Here is a 19,615-nt window from a genome sequence, read left to right as displayed (position 1 = left end):
GAAACAATTGAACTCTGTGATTAGTTTGTCAGTCGCGACAATTTGTAAAAATTGTTAAAAATAATAATCCAGGGAGAAATAAATGTTTAACTTAAAGTTATCAACGTTACATCTAGCAATTGGCTCAGCGTTGTTTGCTGGCATAGGCTTTAATGTTCATGCTGCTGAGGAAGGTGTCGATGCAGTAGAGCGAATTCAAGTAACAGGATCTCGCATAAAGCGAACGGATATGGAAGGTGCAAACCCAGTAACAACCATAGATGCGGCAGCTATTAGTAAAATGAGTGTCAATAATGTCGGCGATTTATTACAGAACCTCACCTCGTCTGCCGGTGCAGCTGTAAACACACAAACAAATAATGGTGGAGACTCAAGTACCCGATTCTCACTACGAGGTATTGGTGATGAACGAACTTTAGTTCTCATTAACGGTCGCCGAGTTGTTGCTGGTGGTAGTGGAGCCAATGCATCTGTTGATTTGAATACTATTCCAACTTCGATTGTTAAACGTGTTGAAGTATTAAAAGATGGTGCATCTGCCACTTATGGTTCTGATGCTATTGCTGGTGTGGTTAATATCATTACCCATACTGATATGGAAGGCTTTGAAGTTAAAGTTAATGCTGGGCAAAGTGGTGAAAGTGATGCGAAATCAAAAGGTATAGACTTCACCTTTGGTGCATCGAGTGATCGCGGTAATGTTGTGTTTGCATTAGGGTATAATGATCAAGGTGATGCTTTCCAAGGTGATAGAAGTTTTTCTGAATACGAATTACGCGCTTATCCTGATGGTTCAACTCAACAAGGTGGATCGTCGGCTCCACCATGGGCCCATGTAGATGGTGCTCCAGGCTCAGCTAATAACCCAGAAGCTCCGAATGCTGATACCAATGTTACCCGAGGTCCTGAGTTTGGTTCGTGGCGCGATTACAGTGGCGCAACAGATGCTTTCAATTATAATCCTGTTAATTACCTTCAAACGCCTAGTTCTCGCAAATATGCAAATGTATTCGCTAACTACTTATTAGGCGAGTTTGGCTTTTTAGGAGAGGTTAACTCTTTTGCTGAAGCAAGTTATGTTCAGACAAATGGTGATCGACTTATAGCTCCAGAGCCTTTAGCTCCACTGGCTTTTTTCCAGACAGCAGCACCCTATTCACCTGATAACTACTATAACCGTACGCAAGGCCCAAAAGATGCTGATGGTAATTCTTACACATTAAATGATTGGCGTCGTCGTATGTTAGAGACGGGTGGTCGCGCAAACTTCCGTGATTATAAAACCTTTAGAACTGTAGTTGGTTTTAATGGTGTCTTTGATAATGGCTGGGATTGGGAAATATCGTATAACTATGGGCAAAGTGATTCGGTAGAGCGTGCCGAAGGTTATTTTAATTTAGACAGAGTGGCTGAAGCTGTTGGTCCTACTGGTTGGTTAGATGAAAACGGCGCTTTGATAACTGATGCTAATGGGAATCCTCTTGTTGAAGCCAATGGTTCTCAAATGGTCTGTTTGAATGCAGATGGCGCAGTGATTGATGGCTGTGTACCGTTGAATATTTTTGGTCAGCCTGGCACAGATTCAGAGATCTCGCCTGATATGCTGCAATACATTTCAGGTGCATACAATACCACTGAATTAGGACAAAATCGTCAAGAGGTTCTATCGGCTGTTGTTTCTGGTGATTTATTTGACTTGCCTGCGGGTGCTGTTGGTTTTGCCGCAGGTTATGAAAAACGCAAAGAGTCAGGATATTACAAGCCTGATACACTCATTCTTGGTGGTATCACTACCGCAGGTAGTGCGGTATCAACAAAAGGTGGATATGACGTAGAAGAAGTGTTCGGTGAAGTCATCATCCCAATTTTTGATGAAGCACCAATGGCACATATGTTGGAAGTGAATGCCGCATTCCGATACTCTGATTACGATACCTTTGGTAGTAATACGAGTGGAAAAATCGGGATCAAATGGATGCCTGTCGAGTCTTTATTAGTGCGTGCAACAGTTTCTGATGCATTTAGAGCGCCAACGATTGACGATTTAGTGGGTGGATCTGCTATTGGTTTCCCTGAAGCTTCAGATCCTTGTGATGCAGATACTTACTCTAACCCAGCTGATTATCAAGCTGTCCGAAACTCACCAAACTGGGCTAACTGTGTGTCAACAGGCGTACCACAAAGTGGTTATAGTTCTGGAGGCGTTGAGCAAATACCGAGTAATACAGGTGGTGCAGTTAACTGGGGTGGTTCAGTTGTACTTGAGCCAGAAACTGCAGATGTTCTAACATTGGGTTTTGTTTATACGCCTGAGTTTTTTGAAAACTTCTCAATGAGCGTTGATTATTGGGAAATTCAGCTTACAAACGCGTTATCTACTGTTGGTACACAAAGTACTTTAGATGGTTGCTTTAATAATGGTGACTACTGTGATCGTATTGACCGCTTTAAATCAGACAGTGCGATACCAGGTAATATTAAAACGGTTGATGACTATGCTGTGAATGTGGGTGGAATCGATACCTCAGGTGTTGACTTTGATCTACGTTACAGATTTGAGTCTAGCTTTGGTGATTGGCGTTTAGGCCTAGATGGGACATATCTTTTAGAGTATGACAAGCACTTAGCTTCTCAAACAATCGATCATGTCGGTCGTTTTGAAGGGGATCATGATGGTCATTTCGCAAAACTAAAAACGAACTTCACTATTGGTTGGTCACTTGATGACTTTGACGCTACTTTAACTACTCGTTACATCGATAGCGTGGTAGAGGTAGAGCAAGGTTGGTGGACTGCACCATTTGAACGTACTGTAGAGTCGAACGTCGTGGTTGATTTACAGGGTAATTACGCTGTAACTGATCATTTAACTGTCACACTTGGTGTTGATAACTTATTTGATCAAGAGCCACCATTTGTTTACTCAGCCTTTGGTGCAAACACAGATGTTTCCACCTACGACATCGTCGGGCGATACATGTATATGAGAGCACAAGTTAGATTCTAATTTGCACTTAATTAAAAAGGGGGGGGAGACCCCCCATTTGATTTAAAAGGAGGTTTTAAATATGAAATTATCAGTGCTGTTAGTTACCGGTTTTGGTTTACTGTTAAGTGGTTGTGAGTCTTCGCAGGATATGTTCAGAAAAAAACAAGATGCAAATGAAGCCTTATTAGCATCGAACACAAATCTCACCGAAAGTGAGTTGGGTATTCGATGTGAAATGATGTCACGGACAGGCAGCAATAAAAAGACCAAAGTCTGCCGAACGTCGGAGCAAATGAAAAAAGATAAAATAGAAGCTGATCGGGCAATACAACGACTGCAAAAATCTGGAGTTACAAGAGATAACTAAAATCTGGATTATGCAATAGCGGGTTGATGGCTTTATTTAGGCTAATAAATACCCCAATTAATATGTACTATTAAAAGTTATCATTCCGTTTATCACTTTGTATGTTCCTCTAGACACTTCGCGGTTTTATTATAACAACCGAACTAATACAGTAACTTGAAATCGCATGGCGATTTTTCTTAGGACCAAATGAGGGACTTATCCCCCCTCATTTTCTTCTTCCTCAAAATAGCCATTTCAAACTTGTTCTAATAAAACTGTTGCATTTATCACCAACTTCCCTATAATACGCAGGCTTTCATAAATACCAGTTCTCTGAGTATCTGTGGAAAGAACTATGTAGCTTGGATTTCAAGCTAATAATCAGGAGCTCCGATTTGGAGTTCAACGGTAAGAAATAAAGAGATACCCGACGTCTAATCTAATTAGTATGTTTCGGATGTTTTTTTATGCTCTTTTTAAAATGCTCTTTTTTTTTGAGGTTTAAATAGAATGTCAAATCAACGCATTCGTATTCGCCTAAAAGCTTTTGACCATCGTTTGATTGACCAATCAACGTTGGAAATCGTGGAAACAGCGAAACGCACTGGCGCTCAGGTACGTGGTCCAATTCCACTACCTACACGTTTCGAGCGTTTTACAATACTTACTTCACCGCACGTAAACAAAGATGCGCGTGATCAGTATGAGATCCGCACCCATAAACGTCTGATCGACATCGTAGAACCAACTGACAAGACTGTAGACGCTCTAATGCGCCTAGACCTTGCAGCTGGTGTTGATGTTCAAATCAGCCTGGGTTAATCGTAAGATTAGAGAGGTTTTAGGAAAATGGCATTAGGTCTAGTCGGTCGTAAAGTGGGCATGACTCGTATCTTCACTGAAGATGGCGTATCTATCCCAGTAACCGTAATCGAAGCAACTCCTAACCGCATTGCACAAATCAAAACTGATGCAACTGACGGTTATAACGCGCTTCAAGTTACCGCAGGCACTAAAAAAGCAAGCCGCGTAAACAAACCAGCAGCGGGTCACTTCGCTAAAGCTGGCGTTGAAGCGGGTCGCGGTCTGTGGGAATTCCGTCTATCTGGCGACGAAGGTAGCTTCGAAGTTGGTAGCGAAATTACAGTAGAATTATTCAATGACGTAACTAAAGTTGACGTTACTGGTACTTCTAAAGGTAAAGGCTTCCAAGGTGGTGTTAAGCGCTGGAATTTCAGCATGCAAGACGCTACTCATGGTAATTCACTTTCTCACCGTGCTCCGGGTTCAATTGGTCAAAACCAATCACCTGGTAAAGTATTCAAAGGTAAGAAAATGGCTGGTCACATGGGTGCTGAGCGTGTAACGACTCAAAACCTAGAAGTTGTTCGTGTTGATGTTGAACGTAACTTGCTACTTGTTAAAGGTGCAGTTCCTGGTTCAATCAACGGCGACGTGATCGTTAAACCTGCTGTTAAAGCTTAAGTCGGAGATTAGTGATGGAATTAACATTGAAAGACGCGTCAGGCGCTCTTGAAGTTTCCGAAGCTACTTTTGGACGTGAGTTTAACGAAGCTCTAGTACACCAAGTAGTAGTTGCTTTTGCAGCTGGTGCTCGTCAAGGTACTCGTGCTCAGAAGACACGTTCTGAAGTAAGCGGTGGCGGTAAAAAGCCGTGGAATCAAAAAGGTACTGGCCGCGCGCGTGCTGGTACAATCCGTAGCCCAATTTGGCGCTCGGGTGGTGTGACGTTTGCAGCTAAGCCGCAAGATCACAGCCAAAAAGTAAACCGTAAAATGTATCGCGGTGCGATTAAAAGCATTTTGTCTGAATTAGTTCGTCAAGAGCGTTTAATTGTAGTTGAAAGCTTTGGTATTGAAGCTCCTAAAACTAAGCACTTAGTTGCTAAGTTAAAAGAGTTAGAGCTAAAAGACGTACTAATCGTTACTGAAGAAGTTGATGAGAACTTATTCTTATCTTCTCGTAACCTTTATAAGGTTGACGTACGTGATGTAGCTGGTATCGACCCAGTAAGTCTAATCGCATTCGATAAGGTTCTTATTACTGCTGCTGCAGTTAAGCAACTTGAGGAGTCGTTAGCATGATCCGTGAAGAGCGTTTATTAAAGGTTATACTAGCCCCACATATTTCTGAGAAAAGCACTGTTAACGCTGAAACAAACAATACTATTGTTTTTAAAGTAGTTAAAGATGCAACTAAAGCTGAAGTACAAGCTGCAGTTGAGAAGCTTTTTGAAGTTGAAGTAACAGGTGTTCGCACTCTAAACGTTAAGGGTAAAACTAAGCGTACTGGTATGCGTTTCGGTCGTCGTTCAGACTGGAAGAAAGCCTACGTTACTCTTAAAGAAGGTAGCGAGCTAGACTTTGTCGGCGGCGCCGAGTAATAAGGGGAGTTAGAATTATGGCACTTCAAAAGTGTAAACCTACTTCTGCGGGTCGTCGTCACCTTGTTAAAGTGGTTAACCCAGATCTACATAAAGGTAAACCATTTGCACCACTATTAGAGAAAAACTCTAAGTCAGGTGGTCGTAATAACAACGGTCGTATCACGGTTCGTCACATTGGTGGTGGTCATAAGCATCATTACCGTGTAGTAGACTTTAAGCGTAACAAAGATGGCATTCCAGCTGTTGTTGAGCGTCTTGAATATGATCCAAACCGTAGCGCAAACATTGCTCTTGTATTATATGCAGACGGTGAGCGTAAATACATCATTGCACCTAAGGGTTTAAAAGCTGGAGATTCTATCCAGTCTGGTGTTGATGCACCAATTAAGCCTGGTAATACATTACCAATGCGCAATATGCCAATCGGTGCAACGGTTCATAACGTTGAATTAAAGCCTGGTAAAGGTGCGCAAATCGCACGTTCAGCAGGTGCTTACGTACAAATCCTTGCTCGTGAAGGTCAATACGTCACTCTACGTCTTCGTTCTGGCGAAGTTCGTAAAGTTGAGTCTGATTGTCGCGCGACACTAGGTGAAGTAGGTAACGCAGAACATATGCTTCGTTCGCTTGGTAAAGCTGGTGCTAACCGCTGGCGCGGTGTTCGTCCGACAGTTCGTGGTGTTGCCATGAACCCGGTAGATCACCCACACGGTGGTGGTGAAGGTCGTACATCTGGTGGTCGTCATCCTGTGTCTCCATGGGGTAAACCGACTAAGGGTGCTAAGACTCGTAAAAACAAGCGTACTGATAAATTTATAGTACGTCGTCGTACTAAGTAATATTGAGGAATAGCCATGCCACGCTCTCTCAAGAAGGGTCCTTTTATAGACCTACACTTGCTGAAGAAGGTAGAGAAAGCTTTGGAAAGCGGTGAAAAGAAGCCAATTAAAACTTGGAGCCGTCGTTCAATGATCATACCTAACATGATCGGATTGACCATTGCTGTCCATAATGGTCGTCAACACGTACCTGTGTTCGTATCTGACGAAATGATCGGTCATAAACTAGGTGAATTTGCACCTACTCGCACTTATCGCGGCCACGCTGCTGATAAGAAAGCGAAAAAACGCTAAGGGGTTGATAAATGCAAGCATTAGCTAAACATAAATTCGCCTCTGGTTCGGCGCAAAAAGCGCGTTTAGTTGCTGATCAAGTCCGTGGACTTCCAGTAGATAAAGCGCTTGAAATCCTAGCGTATAGCCCTAAAAAAGCGGCTGTATTAGTTAAGAAAGTACTTGAGTCTGCTATCGCTAACGCGGAGCATAACGAAGGTGCCGACATTGATGAGCTTCGTGTAACTACGATTTTTGTGGACGATGGTCCTACAATGAAACGTATTATGCCACGTGCTAAAGGCCGCGCTGATCGCATCCTTAAGCGTACAAGCCACATCACTGTTGTGGTTTCAGATAACTAGGAGATATAAGTAATGGGACAAAAAGTTCATCCTACTGGTATTCGCCTAGGTATATCTAAGCCTTGGGTTTCTACCTGGTTCGCGAATACTAAAGATTTTCCTGAGATGCTTTTCGGCGATCACAAAGTACGTCAATACCTTACTAAGGAATTGAAAGCTGCTTCTGTATCTAAGATCGTTATTGAGCGTCCAGCTAAATCTATCCGTGTAACAATTCACACAGCTCGTCCTGGTGTTGTTATCGGTAAAAAAGGCGAAGACGTTGAAAAACTACGTCTAGCGGTATCTAAAATGGCTGGTGTACCTGCTCAGATCAATATTTCTGAAGTACGTAAGCCAGAGTTAGATGCTAAATTGGTTGCAGATAGCATCGCATCTCAGCTTGAGCGTCGTGTTATGTTCCGTCGCGCGATGAAGCGTGCGGTACAAAATGCAATGCGCATTGGTGCTAAAGGTATCAAAGTTGAAGTTAGTGGTCGTTTAGGCGGCGCTGAAATCGCACGCTCTGAGTGGTATCGTGAAGGTCGTGTACCTCTACATACTCTTCGTGCAGATATTGATTATTCAACTTCTGAAGCTTTAACCACTTACGGCATCATCGGTGTTAAAGTTTGGATCTTCAAAGGCGAAGTTATTGGTGGTTTACCACTAGTACAAGAGCAAGAGAAGCCAGCCAAACCACGTGCACCGAAGAAAGCCCGTAAAAGTGCTAAGTAGAGGTAGCGAATAATGTTACAACCAAAACGTACAAAATTCCGTAAGGTGCATAAAGGCCGCAACCGTGGTCTTGCACAAAACGGTAACAAAGTAAGCTTCGGTACTTTCGGTCTGAAAGCAACTGGTCGTGGTCGTATGACTGCTCGCCAAATTGAAGCGGCTCGTCGTGCTATGACACGTCACGTTAAGCGTCAAGGTAAAATCTGGATTCGTGTATTCCCAGATAAGCCTATCACTGAAAAGCCACTAGAAGTTCGTATGGGTAAAGGTAAAGGTAGCGTTGAGTATTGGGTTGCTGAAATTCAGCCAGGCCGTGTACTTTACGAAATGGAAGGTGTTTCTGAGCAATTAGCTCGTGAAGCATTCGACCTAGCTGCTCGTAAATTACCTTTCAAAACAACTTTTGTAACTCGGACGGTGATGTAATGAAAGCTAGTGAACTTAAAGACAAAAATGTTGAAGAGTTAAACACTGAACTTTTAGCTTTACTTCGTGAGCAATTCAACTTGCGCATGCAGTCTAGCACTGGTCAATTAGCTCAGACTCATTTGCTAAGAACAGTACGTCGCGATATCGCGCGTGTTAAAACAGTTATTAACCAGAAGGCAGGTCAATAATGAGCGATGCAATCCGTACTCTTCAAGGCCGTGTAGTAAGTGACAAGATGGACAAGTCTATCGTTGTTGCTATTGAACGTCAGGTGAAGCACCCAATTTATGGTAAATTCATCAAGCGTACAACTAAGTTACACGCACATGACGAAGCAAACGTAGCTAACACAGGTGACGTGGTAACAATCCGCGAATGTGCACCTATCTCTAAGACTAAGTCTTGGACGTTAGTTGACGTTATCGAAACAGCTAAAGGTTAATTTTTAATTAACTTTTAACTGAAAAAGCCCTGCCATCTGGTGGGGCTTTTTAATGCCTAAAATATGGAACTAAAGCAATATTTTCATACTCATATAATCACTTAATGGGAAGGAGGTATTGTGCATAAAAGGAATTACAGTTCATGGGCCGTTTCAATAGGGCTTCATGCTCTGCTCATTGCTGCGATTTTAACCATGCGATTGCCAGTCTTGTACCACGAGGCTGCACCTAAGATGAAAGCGTATGTAACGGTTAATCTAGCTTCCTTACCCAATTTGACACCTTCACCTACAAAAACCACGCCGCAAAATGTGCAGTCTTTTACTGACCGGGTTATTAGCAAAGAAGATACAGCGACACCAAATAGTGATGTCACTACAACGACAGATAAAAAACTAAATAATATCAAATCACAAAAAGCTCATTTAAAGGATAAAAAATCCTCAGTAAGAGAAAAATCAACGTTGAGTGATGTCACTACAAACAATGAATCTACACGTGTGGCTACGCAAACAAACGCGATTGACACGAGACAGAGTGACTTCAAAAAGCTTAACCCTTATAAGAGGCTACCTCAAATATCGACAGGTGACTTTTCAAATAAAGAAAAGGTGACATTCGGTTACCCTAATCATAAATCCAAAAAAGAAATGACGATTAATGATCGAATAACCGTGCCAAGAGAAGATATGAGAGAGGAAAGTAGCCAGATTATTGCAGTCAGTGCAGGAGGAGCAAAACGAGTCGAAAAGTGGAGAGGGAAGTGTTACGACGTGGATCTGGCCACTGTCTTTGGTAAATCAGGGATGCCGCAAGGAGGGCCGAGGCTTTGCCCCGGCGAAAAGTCAGACGATCAGGTGTTACTTGAAAAAAGCATGGAAAAATGGAGTCGGGTTAGCCAAACGAAATAGGTTTACGGCCAGTGCCATTACCGGGCTTTTTCGGTTTAGCCTGCTTGTTGGATTGTTGGGCACTTTTTTTCTTATTCTGCGGCGATTTGGTGGTCGCTTTGACTGGTTCAGGCTTAGCTTGATAGGCTAAGTTTTGCACTGGGCGCTCAGCAGGCGTGACGCCTTCGGCTAAGGTAATTTCGAATGTTTCCCCATCAAAATGCAGTAAATCTCCACCATAGATTTTCTTGCGTTTTTGCAAGCAGGTTTCATTGTTCAAACCAATATACCCATCGGCGATGAGCATTTTTGCTTGCCCGCCACCTTCCACTAAATCGAGAACCTTAAGCAATTTACACAATTCTATCGGCTCTTCTTCTAGCTCAATAATGATATTTTCGTCTGACATAGTGGAACTCAATTTATAGTAAAGGGTCAAAGTTGAAAGATTATACCTGATGCAATCTCAGTATCGTAAAAGTTAAGTTGGTTTTTTAATATTTATCGAGGTTGTCATCGGATGATCATATGTGATCTTTATGATGCGCCATTCCGTAAGGGAAAGTTCAATTTGTCCATAAGCGTGTAAGTGTGCACTAAATGAGTAGGTACACATAAATTGTTACAACCCTGTACCTTTACACTTAAGCTGAATCGGCGTAAAAAGAGGCCGAAGCATAGAATAATAAAGTTTAAGAGTTGGAGTAAAACTTGCTTTAGGCCAATTAAGACGGTCTTAATTAAGTACTGACAACAGTAACAATCATAATGCGAAGAGGAGTGAAGCATGGGGATCAGACTTTCACTAAAAAAAGAATTAATGGGTAATGCGCAAGGGTTGACCACAGCAGAAGATGTGAGACAAGCATTGTCGCTAGCGATGAAAATGGATCCAACTCAAAGCCAAGCTAATTTTGAATTAATGACTCGCTTTAACGACAATCATGCCAAGTTGCTATATCAGCAATCTCCTTGCGAACCACAACTACAAGCTCAAAAACACCGTTTATTTAATGAGTTAATGTATAACACCGATCAAGTTAATCAATGGATAGAAGACAACGGTGGGTCCATTCTTATTTAACCTCTGTCTGTTATTGAAATAAGGAGCGTCATGCTCCTTTTTTACAAACATTTTTCTTGGCAATATCAAGTTTTCATATTGGATTACACTTGTAATCAATGTGGGGAGATATAATTTGAATCGATATATATTGCCGATTATGCTGCTAGTGTTAACCGCGTGCACGCAAACACCTCATATTTATGTTATTAGCCAAGGTTACTCGAGCGAAGAGTTAGCGCCTTTGATCAGCGAACTTAATACATTAGAAGCGCAAGTAACTGTGAGCGACGCTGTACAGATCCCGAGTGAATTTGACGAAACATCGTTAGCTGTCAATCCTGGTTTTCATCAGTCTCAATTACTAAATAAGATTGAAAACCTATTAAGCGACAAAGGGTTTAAACGAGCGGATATCTATCGCTTTGCACAAGGAAAGCATTTTTATAATGGCAATAACATAGGGCTGTATGTAAAAAACCCAGTGGTGGTAAATGATTATGTCATGCCGAGCTATATCCGAACCCAATATTGCAATACCGCTGATGGCGTGTTGCAGCTTGCGAAAAATGGTGACTTTGTTTATGAATACGAATTACTTAATTCTACAAAAAATAATGAATCAGAATCAGAGTTCTCAATCATTAAGCTCAGTGGCCAATGGCAATTTGATCAGCGCTATCTCACATTAGAGCAGCATGAGACGATTATTCAACGTTACCACTTTAGCCAAGGCGAAAAACCGACATTTTTCGGCCCAAAAGCAGCCGATATATTTACACCTAAACTCAACAGTACAAATCCGGCACTTAATTGTGAGTTACTGATTATTTATGGCGAATAACTTTGTTATAGTTTTGCGTCTAATTTGATGAGGAGCAGCCATGATAAGATTGAGTAAGTACGGGGTCGGGTTAATGCTTGCAGGATTTCTTTTGAACCCCAGCATTGATGTAAGCGCACAAAGCAACCCACTCACTGAGCAAGCGTTACACACCCAAGCGATCGTTGATTTACAGCTGCAAGCATATAATAACCAAGACATTGCAGCCTTTGCTGCCACGTATCATGACGATGTTGAAATTCATCGTTTTCCTGGTGGGCTGCAATATCAAGGCAAGGATGAATTAATCAAACGCTACGGTAAAAAATTTGCGGAATTAAAATGTTTGCATGCTTCGTCTTTAGTGCGAATGATTGAAGGGCGTTTTTTAGTTGATCACGAATTAGCACAGTCATGTAGTAAAACTGCTGGAGAGGTTGATCGCAGTATTAAAGTGATTGCAGCCTATGAAGTGGAGGATGGCTTGATAAAGCGTGTAACATTTATGCGCTAAAAAAGGTTGTTCTAATTGAATGTCGTCAGAATAAAAGGCTTCGTATAGAAGCCTTTTGACTGTTGAAAACTTAGTTTTTAGTTGCTTTATACTTTAACGTTACATCTGAGTAAGGTAAAAAGCCACGAGTGCGAATAAACCATTTGCCTTCTTTTGGCGCATTAAATTCACAGGTTTCTTCATTGCCCCAAACATACGGGCGACAATCATATTTAAAGAAACTAGCTTGTTTGCCTTGGCGAACATATAAATCCGCTTCACCTGTGCCACCACCAATACTAATGCTTAAATTGTCGTACCCTGCAGGTAAATCAATTTGATAGCTATTCCACCAAAACCAACCAGAAATATTAGTGATTTCACCTTCAAATGCCGGTGAGTCTACTTTGGTTTTCACTTCAATCACAATTGGATCATGATCAGATGCGCGATAGGCATTATTGGCATATAAGCTTGCTTGGTGCTTATCACTCTTATATTCAGTGTTGTAGTCTAGAATAATGGGTTCATCTGCATTGATATGCCAATCAGCAATCCCTGTGACTTTCTCGGCCATTGAGCTGCTCGCTAATGCATGGTCTAGGCTGCCCATTAATCCTTGATAGACATAAGAGTAATCAAGTGTGTTGCCATTGATTAGTTTTTTCAGATTGGTGTAACCATTAGTTTCATAGGCAAAGATAGGATCTTCTAATGCGTAAGCATTCATATCGCCAAGAATAATCACATCCGCGTCATCAACAGCAGTTGGCTGTGTTGCAACCCATGCGCTTAATTCATTAACAGCTTGAACGCGTGTGGCATTCCAGCAACCTTGGCCATCGCCTGAATCGATATCGCCATCGGTTGCTTTTGAACAACTGCCTTTTGAGCGTAAATGTGCCACAACCACCGAAAAGACATCATTATGACGAATATCAGTAAAGCTTTGCATCATAGGTGGACGGTTACCATAATCGAATGGGACTGCTGTGGTAAATGCCGCTGTTCCTGTTTCAGCAATGCGATCTGTACGATACAGCATGGCTGACATAATGGCATCAGTACCTACTTGCTCGGCATTAAAGTTAACAAAGGCATAAGCTCCAGCTCCAGCAACGGCATTGAGGCCATTCACTAAGTCTTGAATCGCACTGAATTCACCAAAGCCATCGTTCTCCATTTCCATTAAGCCAATCACATCAGCATCAAGCGCTAAAATGGCTGTGATGATTTTATCACGCTGGCGAGTAAATTCTTGGGCTGAATCAGCACCACGGCTAGTTGGGAATCCTGCGCCTTGCCCATCACCATTAAAGTAGTTTAGTACGTTAAAGCTGGCGATACGTAAGTCACCAATTTCTGGTAATTCAATCGTTTCAGGGCGAGGATTGTTTGTTACAAACGTTGGCATGCTCGTTGGGTGAACGCGATATTGGTTAAAGCTATAAGTCATCACACCTTCAATATTGGTGACTTGGTCGCCTAAACGTAAAGTATTGTATGCATCAAGCTCCGGTGATGGGTAAGCTATCGGGTCACTATTTTGTGCGGTTGAACCATCATCAAGGACGATGATTTTTCTTGCGTTATCAGCCATGACAGCTTTTGCAGCATCACCTGGTAAGGCAATTTGTGTCGATTGGTAAAGGCGCTCAGTTGCAAGCTTTAATTCGCCATAACGGCCTAAACCATAGTTATCAGCCACGACTAATGGTTGAGTGAATACAACGCGCATGCCTTCGTATGCTTCTAGATCGGCTGCGTTGTTTACTGGTAAGTTAACGGTTACAGCTTCGCTGGTGGCTGTTCCACAAATAGCTAAGTCAGAGACATTGCTGAGTTGTGTGGCATTGTAAGCTTCTTTTACTTTAGCGCGAATACGCACTAAGTCTCCGACATTGACATCGTCAGCTTGGTGATACACAAACAGGCCTTCAGAGGTCATAGGGTCGTTATCAAAGTTATTGGCTAACGCCTGAATAAAAAAGCCCTTTAATTGATTATCTGCTTGGAAATCAGCCGTAACAACAGCTTCTACCTCAACAACTTGCCCATCAAGAGGGCTGATGTCAGTGAGGCCTTGAATGGTATGAATTCGGGTCGCTTCTGTACCACAAACAACAGGCTCAACCGGTTCGACAGGATCGGTGCCACCATTTCCGCCGGCGTGCTGCCCTAAACCTGAGAAGTCATCTTTCGCGAAGCTTTCCCACTGTTCATCAATAATAAATTCAGCCATTGCATCAGTGCGGCCGGTATTGACTGAGCTTGCACGACGAAGCGAACGGTCTTGGCTACGAACATCATTGTTGCTCCAGTAAGAGCCAGGATCAAAGCCAACCTGACCAAAGCTATCAATTACAGCGTTATTATTTTCAAGTGTGATGGCATCATCGCCATTGAACCAGCTCCCACCCGTTGTTTGATTTGCGAGTGCCAATACATCAGCAGCCGCGCTCGAGTGAGCAACAACGAAGGTTCCTTTGGCCGGGATCTCACCTGTTAAATTGATGGTGTAACCAACGTCAGTTTTACCATTGAAATAATATTTGAGTTGATAATTGGCTAAATCAATTGTTGATTCGCTTGGATTAAACAATTCAATCGCTTTGTTATTACTGCTTCCTTCGACATATTCTGAAATAAATATATTAGCGTGAACGGGTGCAACACTGGCAGCGATGAGCGCTGCCAAAGGTGCCATTTTTATAATTGTCATGATTTGTTCCTGTTATCCAACAAGGTTATTTGCGTGAAAGTAAAGCCCCATAAATGGAACTGCTAGTGTAAAAACACCAAGTTACATTTTTATTACATAATGCGCAAATTTGGGCACAAGTGAATGAGTTAGATTACCAATTATTTAATGCAGGTTTATTTATTCGTAAATGCGCATTAATTTAACTTGTGAATTCAGTTTATTTGACAGGGTGGGCGCAAGCTCTATATGCATTGCGCCATCAGGTGTTTTGTTGAAGGGATTTTAAATACGTGTATTGATGCTTTTATTGCAATAACTATTACAGTGATATCTGTTTATTGATTTTTATTCCTAAGCGTTTAATCAGTCTGGTCAAGTTGGCTCGATCTGTTAATAGCTCACGTGCCGTCGCTGCAATATTGCCATGGTGTTTTACTAATGCATTTAAGATGGTTTGCCGTTGAAAGTGCTCAGTTGCTTCTTTCAAAGAGTGACCCAAGGTATAACTGAGCTCAGGGGAAGTCGGAGTGTCCAATTCTGATGAGTGCGTTGATAAATCGGCAGGCAAGTCGGTGCAATCTTCGGGTTGCAAAGTGATGATCGGTTGTTGAGGATTACGGGCGCGCGCTTTTAACGCCGCACGGTTAATGACATGTTCGAGTTCTCTGACATTACCAGGCCAAGAATATTGACTTAAGTTAATAATTACTTGAGGTGAGAGTTTAAATTGGCTAACTGCAAATTTGCGTCTGGCTAGTTCAACAAAAAAACCAGCAAGGATGGGGATATCACCGACACGCTCTCTCAGCGGTGGCACGTCAATCGGGTAAACACTTAAACGATGAAAGAGATCGGCTCTAAATCGTCCTGCTTGTACTTCGACATTCAAATCACGATTGGTTGCGGTTATGACTCGCACATTGACTTTGTGAATATGGTCTTGACCAACTGGTTGAATTTCCTGATTTTGTAATGCTCTTAACAGCTTACTTTGCGCCAGTAGTGGTAGTTCGCCGATTTCATCTAAAAATAACGTCCCGCCATCAGCTAAATTAAATTTACCCGCACGGTTTTTTAACGCGCCGGTGAATGCTCCTTTTACATGGCCAAATAACTCACTCTCAATCAGGTTTTCAGGTAGGGCTGCACAATTGACGTAAACCAGTGGCGCATGGTGGCGATGAGATGCTTGATGGAGCGTGCGGGCAACCAACTCTTTGCCAACGCCAGTTTCGCCTGTAATAAGAATGGTGAGATCGGAGGACGCTGCCACTTGGATATCATTTTTGAGTGCTGTGATCACCGGACTTTGTCCGATGATTTCGCCACCATCTTTTTGCCACGCTTCTTGGGTCAGCTCGGCGACAACATTTTTGTTATGTTGCGCTTGCAGCTCCAGCTGCTCTAAATGAATTGCTGTATTGAGAGTGGCGGAGGCCATGGCCGAAATAATAGCAAGGACACGTTCTGGTATTTGGTCAAATATGCCAGGGCTGAGGCTATCTAACGTGAGGACACCGATCAGCTGATTATTCGCGTGTAAAGGTAATCCCATACAAGCATGCACAGGCAAATCATCTTCACTGTCTCGTAAAAGGCCGTCATATGGATCTGGTAGAGAGCAGTCACTACTAAAACGAGTTGGTGACTCTGATTGGCAAATCCGCTCAAATCTTGGGTGTTCGTTAAGGATAAAGCGTCGTCCGAGTGTCTCTTTACTCAACCCTTGCATCGCAAGAGGTTTGAGTAATGAATCTTGATAAAGCAGTAACGCAATCGCGTCGCAATGAATAGTTTTACGAATAGTATCGAGCAGGCGGTCAAAGCGATCTGCGCTATTGAGTGATTGCGTCAAATCCAGTGCAAGTTCGATTAAAGCATTGTGCGAAAGAGAAGTCATAGCGCTATTCAAGGAGCAAAGAGTGTGGTCCAAGTGTAGCAGTTTTTGCAAAAATAAACATAAGAGTCACTTTGACTCTTTTTTGGCGAGGTCAAAATGACTCTTCTAGTTTTTGATTTGCATTTAACTTATTGTTTTTTAACGATTTGATTTTTATTTCGAGATTGGCATTGTGATTGCTATAGCTAGGTATATTTATTTAGGAGCGTCGTAATGATATCGCAGATTCATATTCATGAGCAGCCTGGCAGTATTCAGCCAGCTTTCCTTTCTCGTTGTTTAGTGTGGGCTAATTGGGCAATGATCATCAATTTATCGCTCACTGTTTTGTGCTTAGTGATTAGCTATGGCTACGCAGAGTTTTTTTCATTGTATAGCCAAATTGCCGCGCATTTACTGACCATTGTTTTTGCTGGTGTTTTTAAATTGGCATACGTTTTACGTTGTTTTGCTTTGTATAACCTTGGCAGCAGAGAATTCTGATATGAGTAAGTTGGTGATGCCCAATGGGGCAGAGAATCTGCACGTCGCGCAAACTGGTTGGGATCATCCATTGTTGAGCATGGCGTTTAGGCCACTGTTTTTAATGGCCAGTTTTGGCTCAATTGCGGCCTTAGCTGTTTGGTTAGGTGTGCTATTTGGAGGTGTGTCACACGCAAGGTTGCTACTCACACCGGTAGTCTGGCACGGTCATGAGATGATTTTTGCCTTTGCTGCAACCGTCGCAGCAGGATTTTTATTGACTGCAGTGCAGACATGGACAGGGCAAAAAACACTTGCAGCTCCTCATTTACTTGGCCTGATTTTCTTGTGGTGCATCATTCGCATTAGCTTTTGGAGTGTTGAGGCTGAGCAGGCGTTTTTGGTGATTATTTTACAGGTGCTATGGTGGGGTTGGGTCATTGTCCAGTTTGCACGACCGATTATTGAAACCAAAAATCGTCGTAATTATGTCTTTATTGGTTTGCTAACTGTCCTGATGTTGGCGAATTTAGCTGCGCTGATTGCAGATGTTTCGGGGTATGTCGGTTTTGCACTTCATATTATGCGCACCTGCGTGCTGCTATTCACTATTTTAATTGCGTTATTAGGTGGGCGAGTGATCCCCTTTTTCACCCGCAGTGGCTGTGCTCGAGAAGGGATTGTATTGGAGGATAAAAGTGCCCCTAAATGGTTAGAGCGATTGTTGCCTTGGGTTGCATTGGCAGGGACCGTGAGCTTTTTTATGAGTTATTTTTTTACGTTAACAGTGAGTGCTGGCGTGTGGTTACTGTTAGTCGGTTGCCTGCATTTGGCGCGTATGGTGTTTTGGTATCCTCATAAGGTGATGTCGATTCCTTTATTGTGGTCTTTGCATTTGGCGTATTTGCTACTCGCTGTGGGGCTTATCTTGCTTGGTAGTAGCTATTTCCATTCGTACTTTTCTTTTAGCACTGGCCTACATGTGATTACGTTAGGGTCAATCGGATTGATGATTTTATCCATGATGAGCCGTGTCTCTTTAGGGCACACCGGCCGAGCGCTCGTTGTCCGAGGGGCGATTAGCTTAGGGTTCATGTGGATGCTAATGGCCACTTTGAGCCGATTCTTTTTGAGCGTACTGAATTTACACCCCGCAGCTTGGGTTGTCAGTGCGTGTTTATGGGGTGTCGCATTTACGATGTTCTGTGTTGTTTATTTACCTATTTTGACGCAACCACGTCAGTCATAATTGAGTTAAGGAGTTTATTTGTGTTAAGCGAACAGCAATTGGGGCTTATTAAAACCACGATACCAGTACTGGAAAGTGCAGGCCCAGCGTTAACTGCGCATTTTTACCAACGTTTATTTTCTCATCATCCACAATTGCAGCACATATTTAATATGAGCAATCAGAAAAGTGGCCGTCAGCAACTGGCTTTGTTTGAGGCTATTGCTGCGTATGCTAAAAATATTGAAAATGTGAGTGTGCTAATAGGTGCTGTCGAACGCATCGCACAAAAGCATACTAGCTTAAATATTCAAGCTGAACATTACGCGATTGTAGGTGAGCATTTACTGGCAACCCTTGATGAGTTAGCACCAGAGAGTTTCCCTAAAAACGTATTAGCGGCATGGCAAAGTGCGTACCAAGTCTTAGCCGGTATTTTTATAGAGCGTGAGGCTCAGTTGTATCAAGAGCGAAGCAATGCTGCTGGTGGTTGGCGAGGCCCTAGAGCTTTCAAATTAATAGCCAAAGAGGTTGAGTCTGAACTGGTGACAAGCTTTACTTTTTCCCCGTTAGATGGATTGCCGGTATTGGATTATGTCAGTGGTCAATATATTGGGATTGAGGTGAAAATTCCAACGGCAGAATTTAAGGAGATCAGACAGTATTCGTTATCTCAAGCGAGTAATGGCGAGAGTTATCGCATTTCAGTAAAACGTGAAAACACGCCATTTATAGGTGTGGTTTCTAATTACTTACATAATGAGCTGATGTTAGGCGATGAAGTCACATTATATCCGCCATCGGGTGAGTTCTTTTTGGTGGACCGTGATGCGCCTGTGGTTTTAATCTCTGCGGGAGTCGGAATTACACCAATGATGGCGATGTTAGATACGCTTGCCAAGCAAGAGTATAAGCTTCCAGTCTCTTTTTTACATGCTTGTAATTCATTGGCGCAGCAGAGCTTTGCTCAAAATACTCAAGCCTTATGTCAGCAATTAAATGCAGCCCATTATATATGGCATCAGCATGAACATGTTGAAAATGCACGCCATGGCACTATGCAGTTAAATGCAGTGCCGTTACCAATTGAGCTGGGTGACTTTTATATTTGTGGGCCAATAGGATTTATGCAGTTTGCTTATCAGCAACTTAGAGAGCTTGGGGTCGCAGCTTCTCGTATTCATTATGAAGTGTTCGGCCCGCACGCAAATATATTTGACCATTAGTCGATAAATAGCCGC

The 19,615-nt window shown here is 42.5% G+C and carries 23 protein-coding genes; 20 read left to right on the top strand and 3 right to left on the bottom strand.

Annotated elements, in window-relative coordinates; genetic code table 11:
- Positions 1–82 precede the first annotated feature (82 nt).
- From PULV_RS01205 to PULV_RS01140, 14 genes are all read left to right on the top strand, one after another.
- The gene (locus PULV_RS01205) at positions 83–3,007 is read left to right on the top strand and encodes a TonB-dependent receptor domain-containing protein (RefSeq protein WP_086745856.1); all 2,925 of its coding nucleotides are present in this window, start codon (positions 83–85) and stop codon (positions 3,005–3,007) included.
- 61 nt (positions 3,008–3,068) lie between these two features.
- Entirely contained in the window at positions 3,069–3,356 is a 288-nt protein-coding gene (locus tag PULV_RS01200) for a hypothetical protein (RefSeq protein ID WP_086745857.1), read from the top strand.
- Between the two features lie 492 nt (positions 3,357–3,848).
- Positions 3,849–4,160 carry a 30S ribosomal protein S10 gene (gene rpsJ, locus PULV_RS01195; RefSeq protein ID WP_086745858.1) on the top strand — a complete coding sequence of 104 codons (312 nt, stop codon included), beginning with the start codon at positions 3,849–3,851 and terminating at the stop codon, positions 4,158–4,160.
- Positions 4,161–4,187: 27 nt separating this feature from the next.
- A complete protein-coding gene (gene rplC, locus PULV_RS01190) occupies positions 4,188–4,823 on the top strand; it encodes a 50S ribosomal protein L3 (protein WP_086745859.1) in 636 nt (211 codons plus the stop codon).
- 14 nt (positions 4,824–4,837) lie between these two features.
- Positions 4,838–5,443 (top strand): 50S ribosomal protein L4, encoded by a 606-nt coding sequence (gene rplD / locus PULV_RS01185; protein WP_086745860.1) that lies wholly within the window; start codon positions 4,838–4,840, stop codon positions 5,441–5,443.
- Positions 5,440–5,742, top strand: coding sequence for a 50S ribosomal protein L23 (rplW, locus tag PULV_RS01180; protein WP_086745861.1), 303 nt, complete (start codon positions 5,440–5,442; stop codon positions 5,740–5,742). The genes rplD and rplW overlap by 4 nt, the downstream gene beginning before the upstream one ends.
- 17 nt (positions 5,743–5,759) lie before the next feature.
- Positions 5,760–6,584 (top strand): 50S ribosomal protein L2, encoded by an 825-nt coding sequence (rplB, locus tag PULV_RS01175; RefSeq protein WP_086745862.1) that lies wholly within the window; start codon positions 5,760–5,762, stop codon positions 6,582–6,584.
- A 15-nt stretch (positions 6,585–6,599) separates the two neighbouring features.
- Positions 6,600–6,878, top strand: coding sequence for a 30S ribosomal protein S19 (gene rpsS, locus PULV_RS01170; protein WP_004588689.1), 279 nt, complete (start codon positions 6,600–6,602; stop codon positions 6,876–6,878).
- Positions 6,879–6,889: 11 nt separating this feature from the next.
- Positions 6,890–7,222 carry a 50S ribosomal protein L22 gene (gene rplV, locus PULV_RS01165; protein ID WP_086745863.1) on the top strand — a complete coding sequence of 111 codons (333 nt, stop codon included), beginning with the start codon at positions 6,890–6,892 and terminating at the stop codon, positions 7,220–7,222.
- A gap of 12 nt (positions 7,223–7,234) precedes the next feature.
- Positions 7,235–7,939, top strand: coding sequence for a 30S ribosomal protein S3 (gene rpsC, locus PULV_RS01160; RefSeq protein ID WP_086745864.1), 705 nt, complete (start codon positions 7,235–7,237; stop codon positions 7,937–7,939).
- A 12-nt stretch (positions 7,940–7,951) separates the two neighbouring features.
- The gene (rplP, locus tag PULV_RS01155; protein WP_086745865.1) at positions 7,952–8,365 is read left to right on the top strand and encodes a 50S ribosomal protein L16; all 414 of its coding nucleotides are present in this window, start codon (positions 7,952–7,954) and stop codon (positions 8,363–8,365) included.
- The gene (gene rpmC, locus PULV_RS01150; RefSeq protein WP_009839226.1) at positions 8,365–8,556 is read left to right on the top strand and encodes a 50S ribosomal protein L29; all 192 of its coding nucleotides are present in this window, start codon (positions 8,365–8,367) and stop codon (positions 8,554–8,556) included. Before rplP ends, rpmC begins: the two co-directional genes overlap by 1 nt.
- Complete coding sequence (rpsQ, locus tag PULV_RS01145; RefSeq protein ID WP_086745866.1) at positions 8,556–8,810, top strand: 30S ribosomal protein S17; 255 nt, start codon at positions 8,556–8,558, stop codon at positions 8,808–8,810. Before rpmC ends, rpsQ begins: the two co-directional genes overlap by 1 nt.
- A 120-nt stretch (positions 8,811–8,930) precedes the next feature.
- Positions 8,931–9,722 carry a hypothetical protein gene (locus tag PULV_RS01140; protein ID WP_086745867.1) on the top strand — a complete coding sequence of 264 codons (792 nt, stop codon included), beginning with the start codon at positions 8,931–8,933 and terminating at the stop codon, positions 9,720–9,722.
- Here PULV_RS01140 and PULV_RS01135 read toward each other — a convergent pair.
- On the bottom strand, positions 9,706–10,110 hold the full coding sequence (locus PULV_RS01135) for an RNA-binding S4 domain-containing protein (protein WP_086745868.1): 405 nt from the start codon (positions 10,108–10,110) through the stop codon (positions 9,706–9,708). The two genes, PULV_RS01140 and PULV_RS01135, sit on opposite strands and share 17 nt — an antisense overlap.
- Before the next feature lie 378 nt (positions 10,111–10,488).
- On the opposite strand from PULV_RS01135, the gene PULV_RS01130 reads away from it, so the two are divergent.
- From PULV_RS01130 to PULV_RS01120, 3 genes are all read left to right on the top strand, one after another.
- Complete coding sequence (locus tag PULV_RS01130; RefSeq protein ID WP_086745869.1) at positions 10,489–10,785, top strand: hypothetical protein; 297 nt, start codon at positions 10,489–10,491, stop codon at positions 10,783–10,785.
- Positions 10,786–10,900: 115 nt separating this feature from the next.
- A complete protein-coding gene (locus tag PULV_RS01125) occupies positions 10,901–11,608 on the top strand; it encodes a hypothetical protein (RefSeq protein ID WP_140372896.1) in 708 nt (235 codons plus the stop codon).
- A 40-nt stretch (positions 11,609–11,648) separates the two neighbouring features.
- Entirely contained in the window at positions 11,649–12,101 is a 453-nt protein-coding gene (locus PULV_RS01120; protein WP_227009327.1) for a nuclear transport factor 2 family protein, read from the top strand.
- A 70-nt stretch (positions 12,102–12,171) separates the two neighbouring features.
- Here the strand turns inward: PULV_RS01120 and PULV_RS01115 are convergent, their stop codons facing one another.
- Complete coding sequence (locus PULV_RS01115; protein WP_193330660.1) at positions 12,172–14,802, bottom strand: ExeM/NucH family extracellular endonuclease; 2,631 nt, start codon at positions 14,800–14,802, stop codon at positions 12,172–12,174.
- A gap of 301 nt (positions 14,803–15,103) precedes the next feature.
- Complete coding sequence (gene norR / locus PULV_RS01110; RefSeq protein ID WP_193330659.1) at positions 15,104–16,684, bottom strand: nitric oxide reductase transcriptional regulator NorR; 1,581 nt, start codon at positions 16,682–16,684, stop codon at positions 15,104–15,106.
- Between the two features lie 213 nt (positions 16,685–16,897).
- On the opposite strand from norR, the gene PULV_RS01105 reads away from it, so the two are divergent.
- From PULV_RS01105 to hmpA, 3 genes are read left to right on the top strand one after another with little or no spacing between them, the layout of a single operon-like run.
- Positions 16,898–17,167: a hypothetical protein gene (locus tag PULV_RS01105; RefSeq protein ID WP_086745872.1), complete on the top strand. Its 270-nt coding sequence runs from the start codon at positions 16,898–16,900 to the stop codon at positions 17,165–17,167.
- Between the two features lies 1 nt (position 17,168).
- Positions 17,169–18,395, top strand: coding sequence for an NnrS family protein (locus tag PULV_RS01100; protein WP_193330658.1), 1,227 nt, complete (start codon positions 17,169–17,171; stop codon positions 18,393–18,395).
- Between the two features lie 20 nt (positions 18,396–18,415).
- On the top strand, positions 18,416–19,600 hold the full coding sequence (hmpA, locus tag PULV_RS01095; RefSeq protein WP_193330657.1) for an NO-inducible flavohemoprotein: 1,185 nt from the start codon (positions 18,416–18,418) through the stop codon (positions 19,598–19,600).
- The last annotated feature ends 15 nt before the right edge of the window (positions 19,601–19,615 follow it).

Source organism: Pseudoalteromonas ulvae UL12 (assembly GCF_014925405.1).
In the GTDB taxonomy this organism is placed as follows: Bacteria; Pseudomonadota; Gammaproteobacteria; order Enterobacterales; family Alteromonadaceae; genus Pseudoalteromonas; species Pseudoalteromonas ulvae.
The sequence above is the reverse complement of the archived record's forward strand: the minus strand, read 5'-3'. Positions and strand labels throughout refer to the sequence as shown.

Coding starts and splice junctions, on each gene's coding strand:
- PULV_RS01115 (WP_193330660.1), bottom strand. CDS start 14,802: ATGACAATTATAAAAATGGCACCTTTGGCAGCGCTCATCGCTGCCAGT.
- rpsJ (WP_086745858.1), top strand. CDS start 3,849: ATGTCAAATCAACGCATTCGTATTCGCCTAAAAGCTTTTGACCATCGT.
- rplW (WP_086745861.1), top strand. CDS start 5,440: ATGATCCGTGAAGAGCGTTTATTAAAGGTTATACTAGCCCCACATATT.
- rplD (WP_086745860.1), top strand. CDS start 4,838: ATGGAATTAACATTGAAAGACGCGTCAGGCGCTCTTGAAGTTTCCGAA.
- PULV_RS01200 (WP_086745857.1), top strand. CDS start 3,069: ATGAAATTATCAGTGCTGTTAGTTACCGGTTTTGGTTTACTGTTAAGT.
- rplB (WP_086745862.1), top strand. CDS start 5,760: ATGGCACTTCAAAAGTGTAAACCTACTTCTGCGGGTCGTCGTCACCTT.
- norR (WP_193330659.1), bottom strand. CDS start 16,684: ATGACTTCTCTTTCGCACAATGCTTTAATCGAACTTGCACTGGATTTG.
- rpsQ (WP_086745866.1), top strand. CDS start 8,556: ATGAGCGATGCAATCCGTACTCTTCAAGGCCGTGTAGTAAGTGACAAG.
- rpmC (WP_009839226.1), top strand. CDS start 8,365: ATGAAAGCTAGTGAACTTAAAGACAAAAATGTTGAAGAGTTAAACACT.
- rplC (WP_086745859.1), top strand. CDS start 4,188: ATGGCATTAGGTCTAGTCGGTCGTAAAGTGGGCATGACTCGTATCTTC.
- PULV_RS01105 (WP_086745872.1), top strand. CDS start 16,898: ATGATATCGCAGATTCATATTCATGAGCAGCCTGGCAGTATTCAGCCA.
- PULV_RS01205 (WP_086745856.1), top strand. CDS start 83: ATGTTTAACTTAAAGTTATCAACGTTACATCTAGCAATTGGCTCAGCG.
- rpsS (WP_004588689.1), top strand. CDS start 6,600: ATGCCACGCTCTCTCAAGAAGGGTCCTTTTATAGACCTACACTTGCTG.
- PULV_RS01120 (WP_227009327.1), top strand. CDS start 11,649: ATGATAAGATTGAGTAAGTACGGGGTCGGGTTAATGCTTGCAGGATTT.
- PULV_RS01135 (WP_086745868.1), bottom strand. CDS start 10,110: ATGTCAGACGAAAATATCATTATTGAGCTAGAAGAAGAGCCGATAGAA.
- PULV_RS01100 (WP_193330658.1), top strand. CDS start 17,169: ATGAGTAAGTTGGTGATGCCCAATGGGGCAGAGAATCTGCACGTCGCG.
- rplV (WP_086745863.1), top strand. CDS start 6,890: ATGCAAGCATTAGCTAAACATAAATTCGCCTCTGGTTCGGCGCAAAAA.
- PULV_RS01130 (WP_086745869.1), top strand. CDS start 10,489: ATGGGGATCAGACTTTCACTAAAAAAAGAATTAATGGGTAATGCGCAA.
- rplP (WP_086745865.1), top strand. CDS start 7,952: ATGTTACAACCAAAACGTACAAAATTCCGTAAGGTGCATAAAGGCCGC.
- rpsC (WP_086745864.1), top strand. CDS start 7,235: ATGGGACAAAAAGTTCATCCTACTGGTATTCGCCTAGGTATATCTAAG.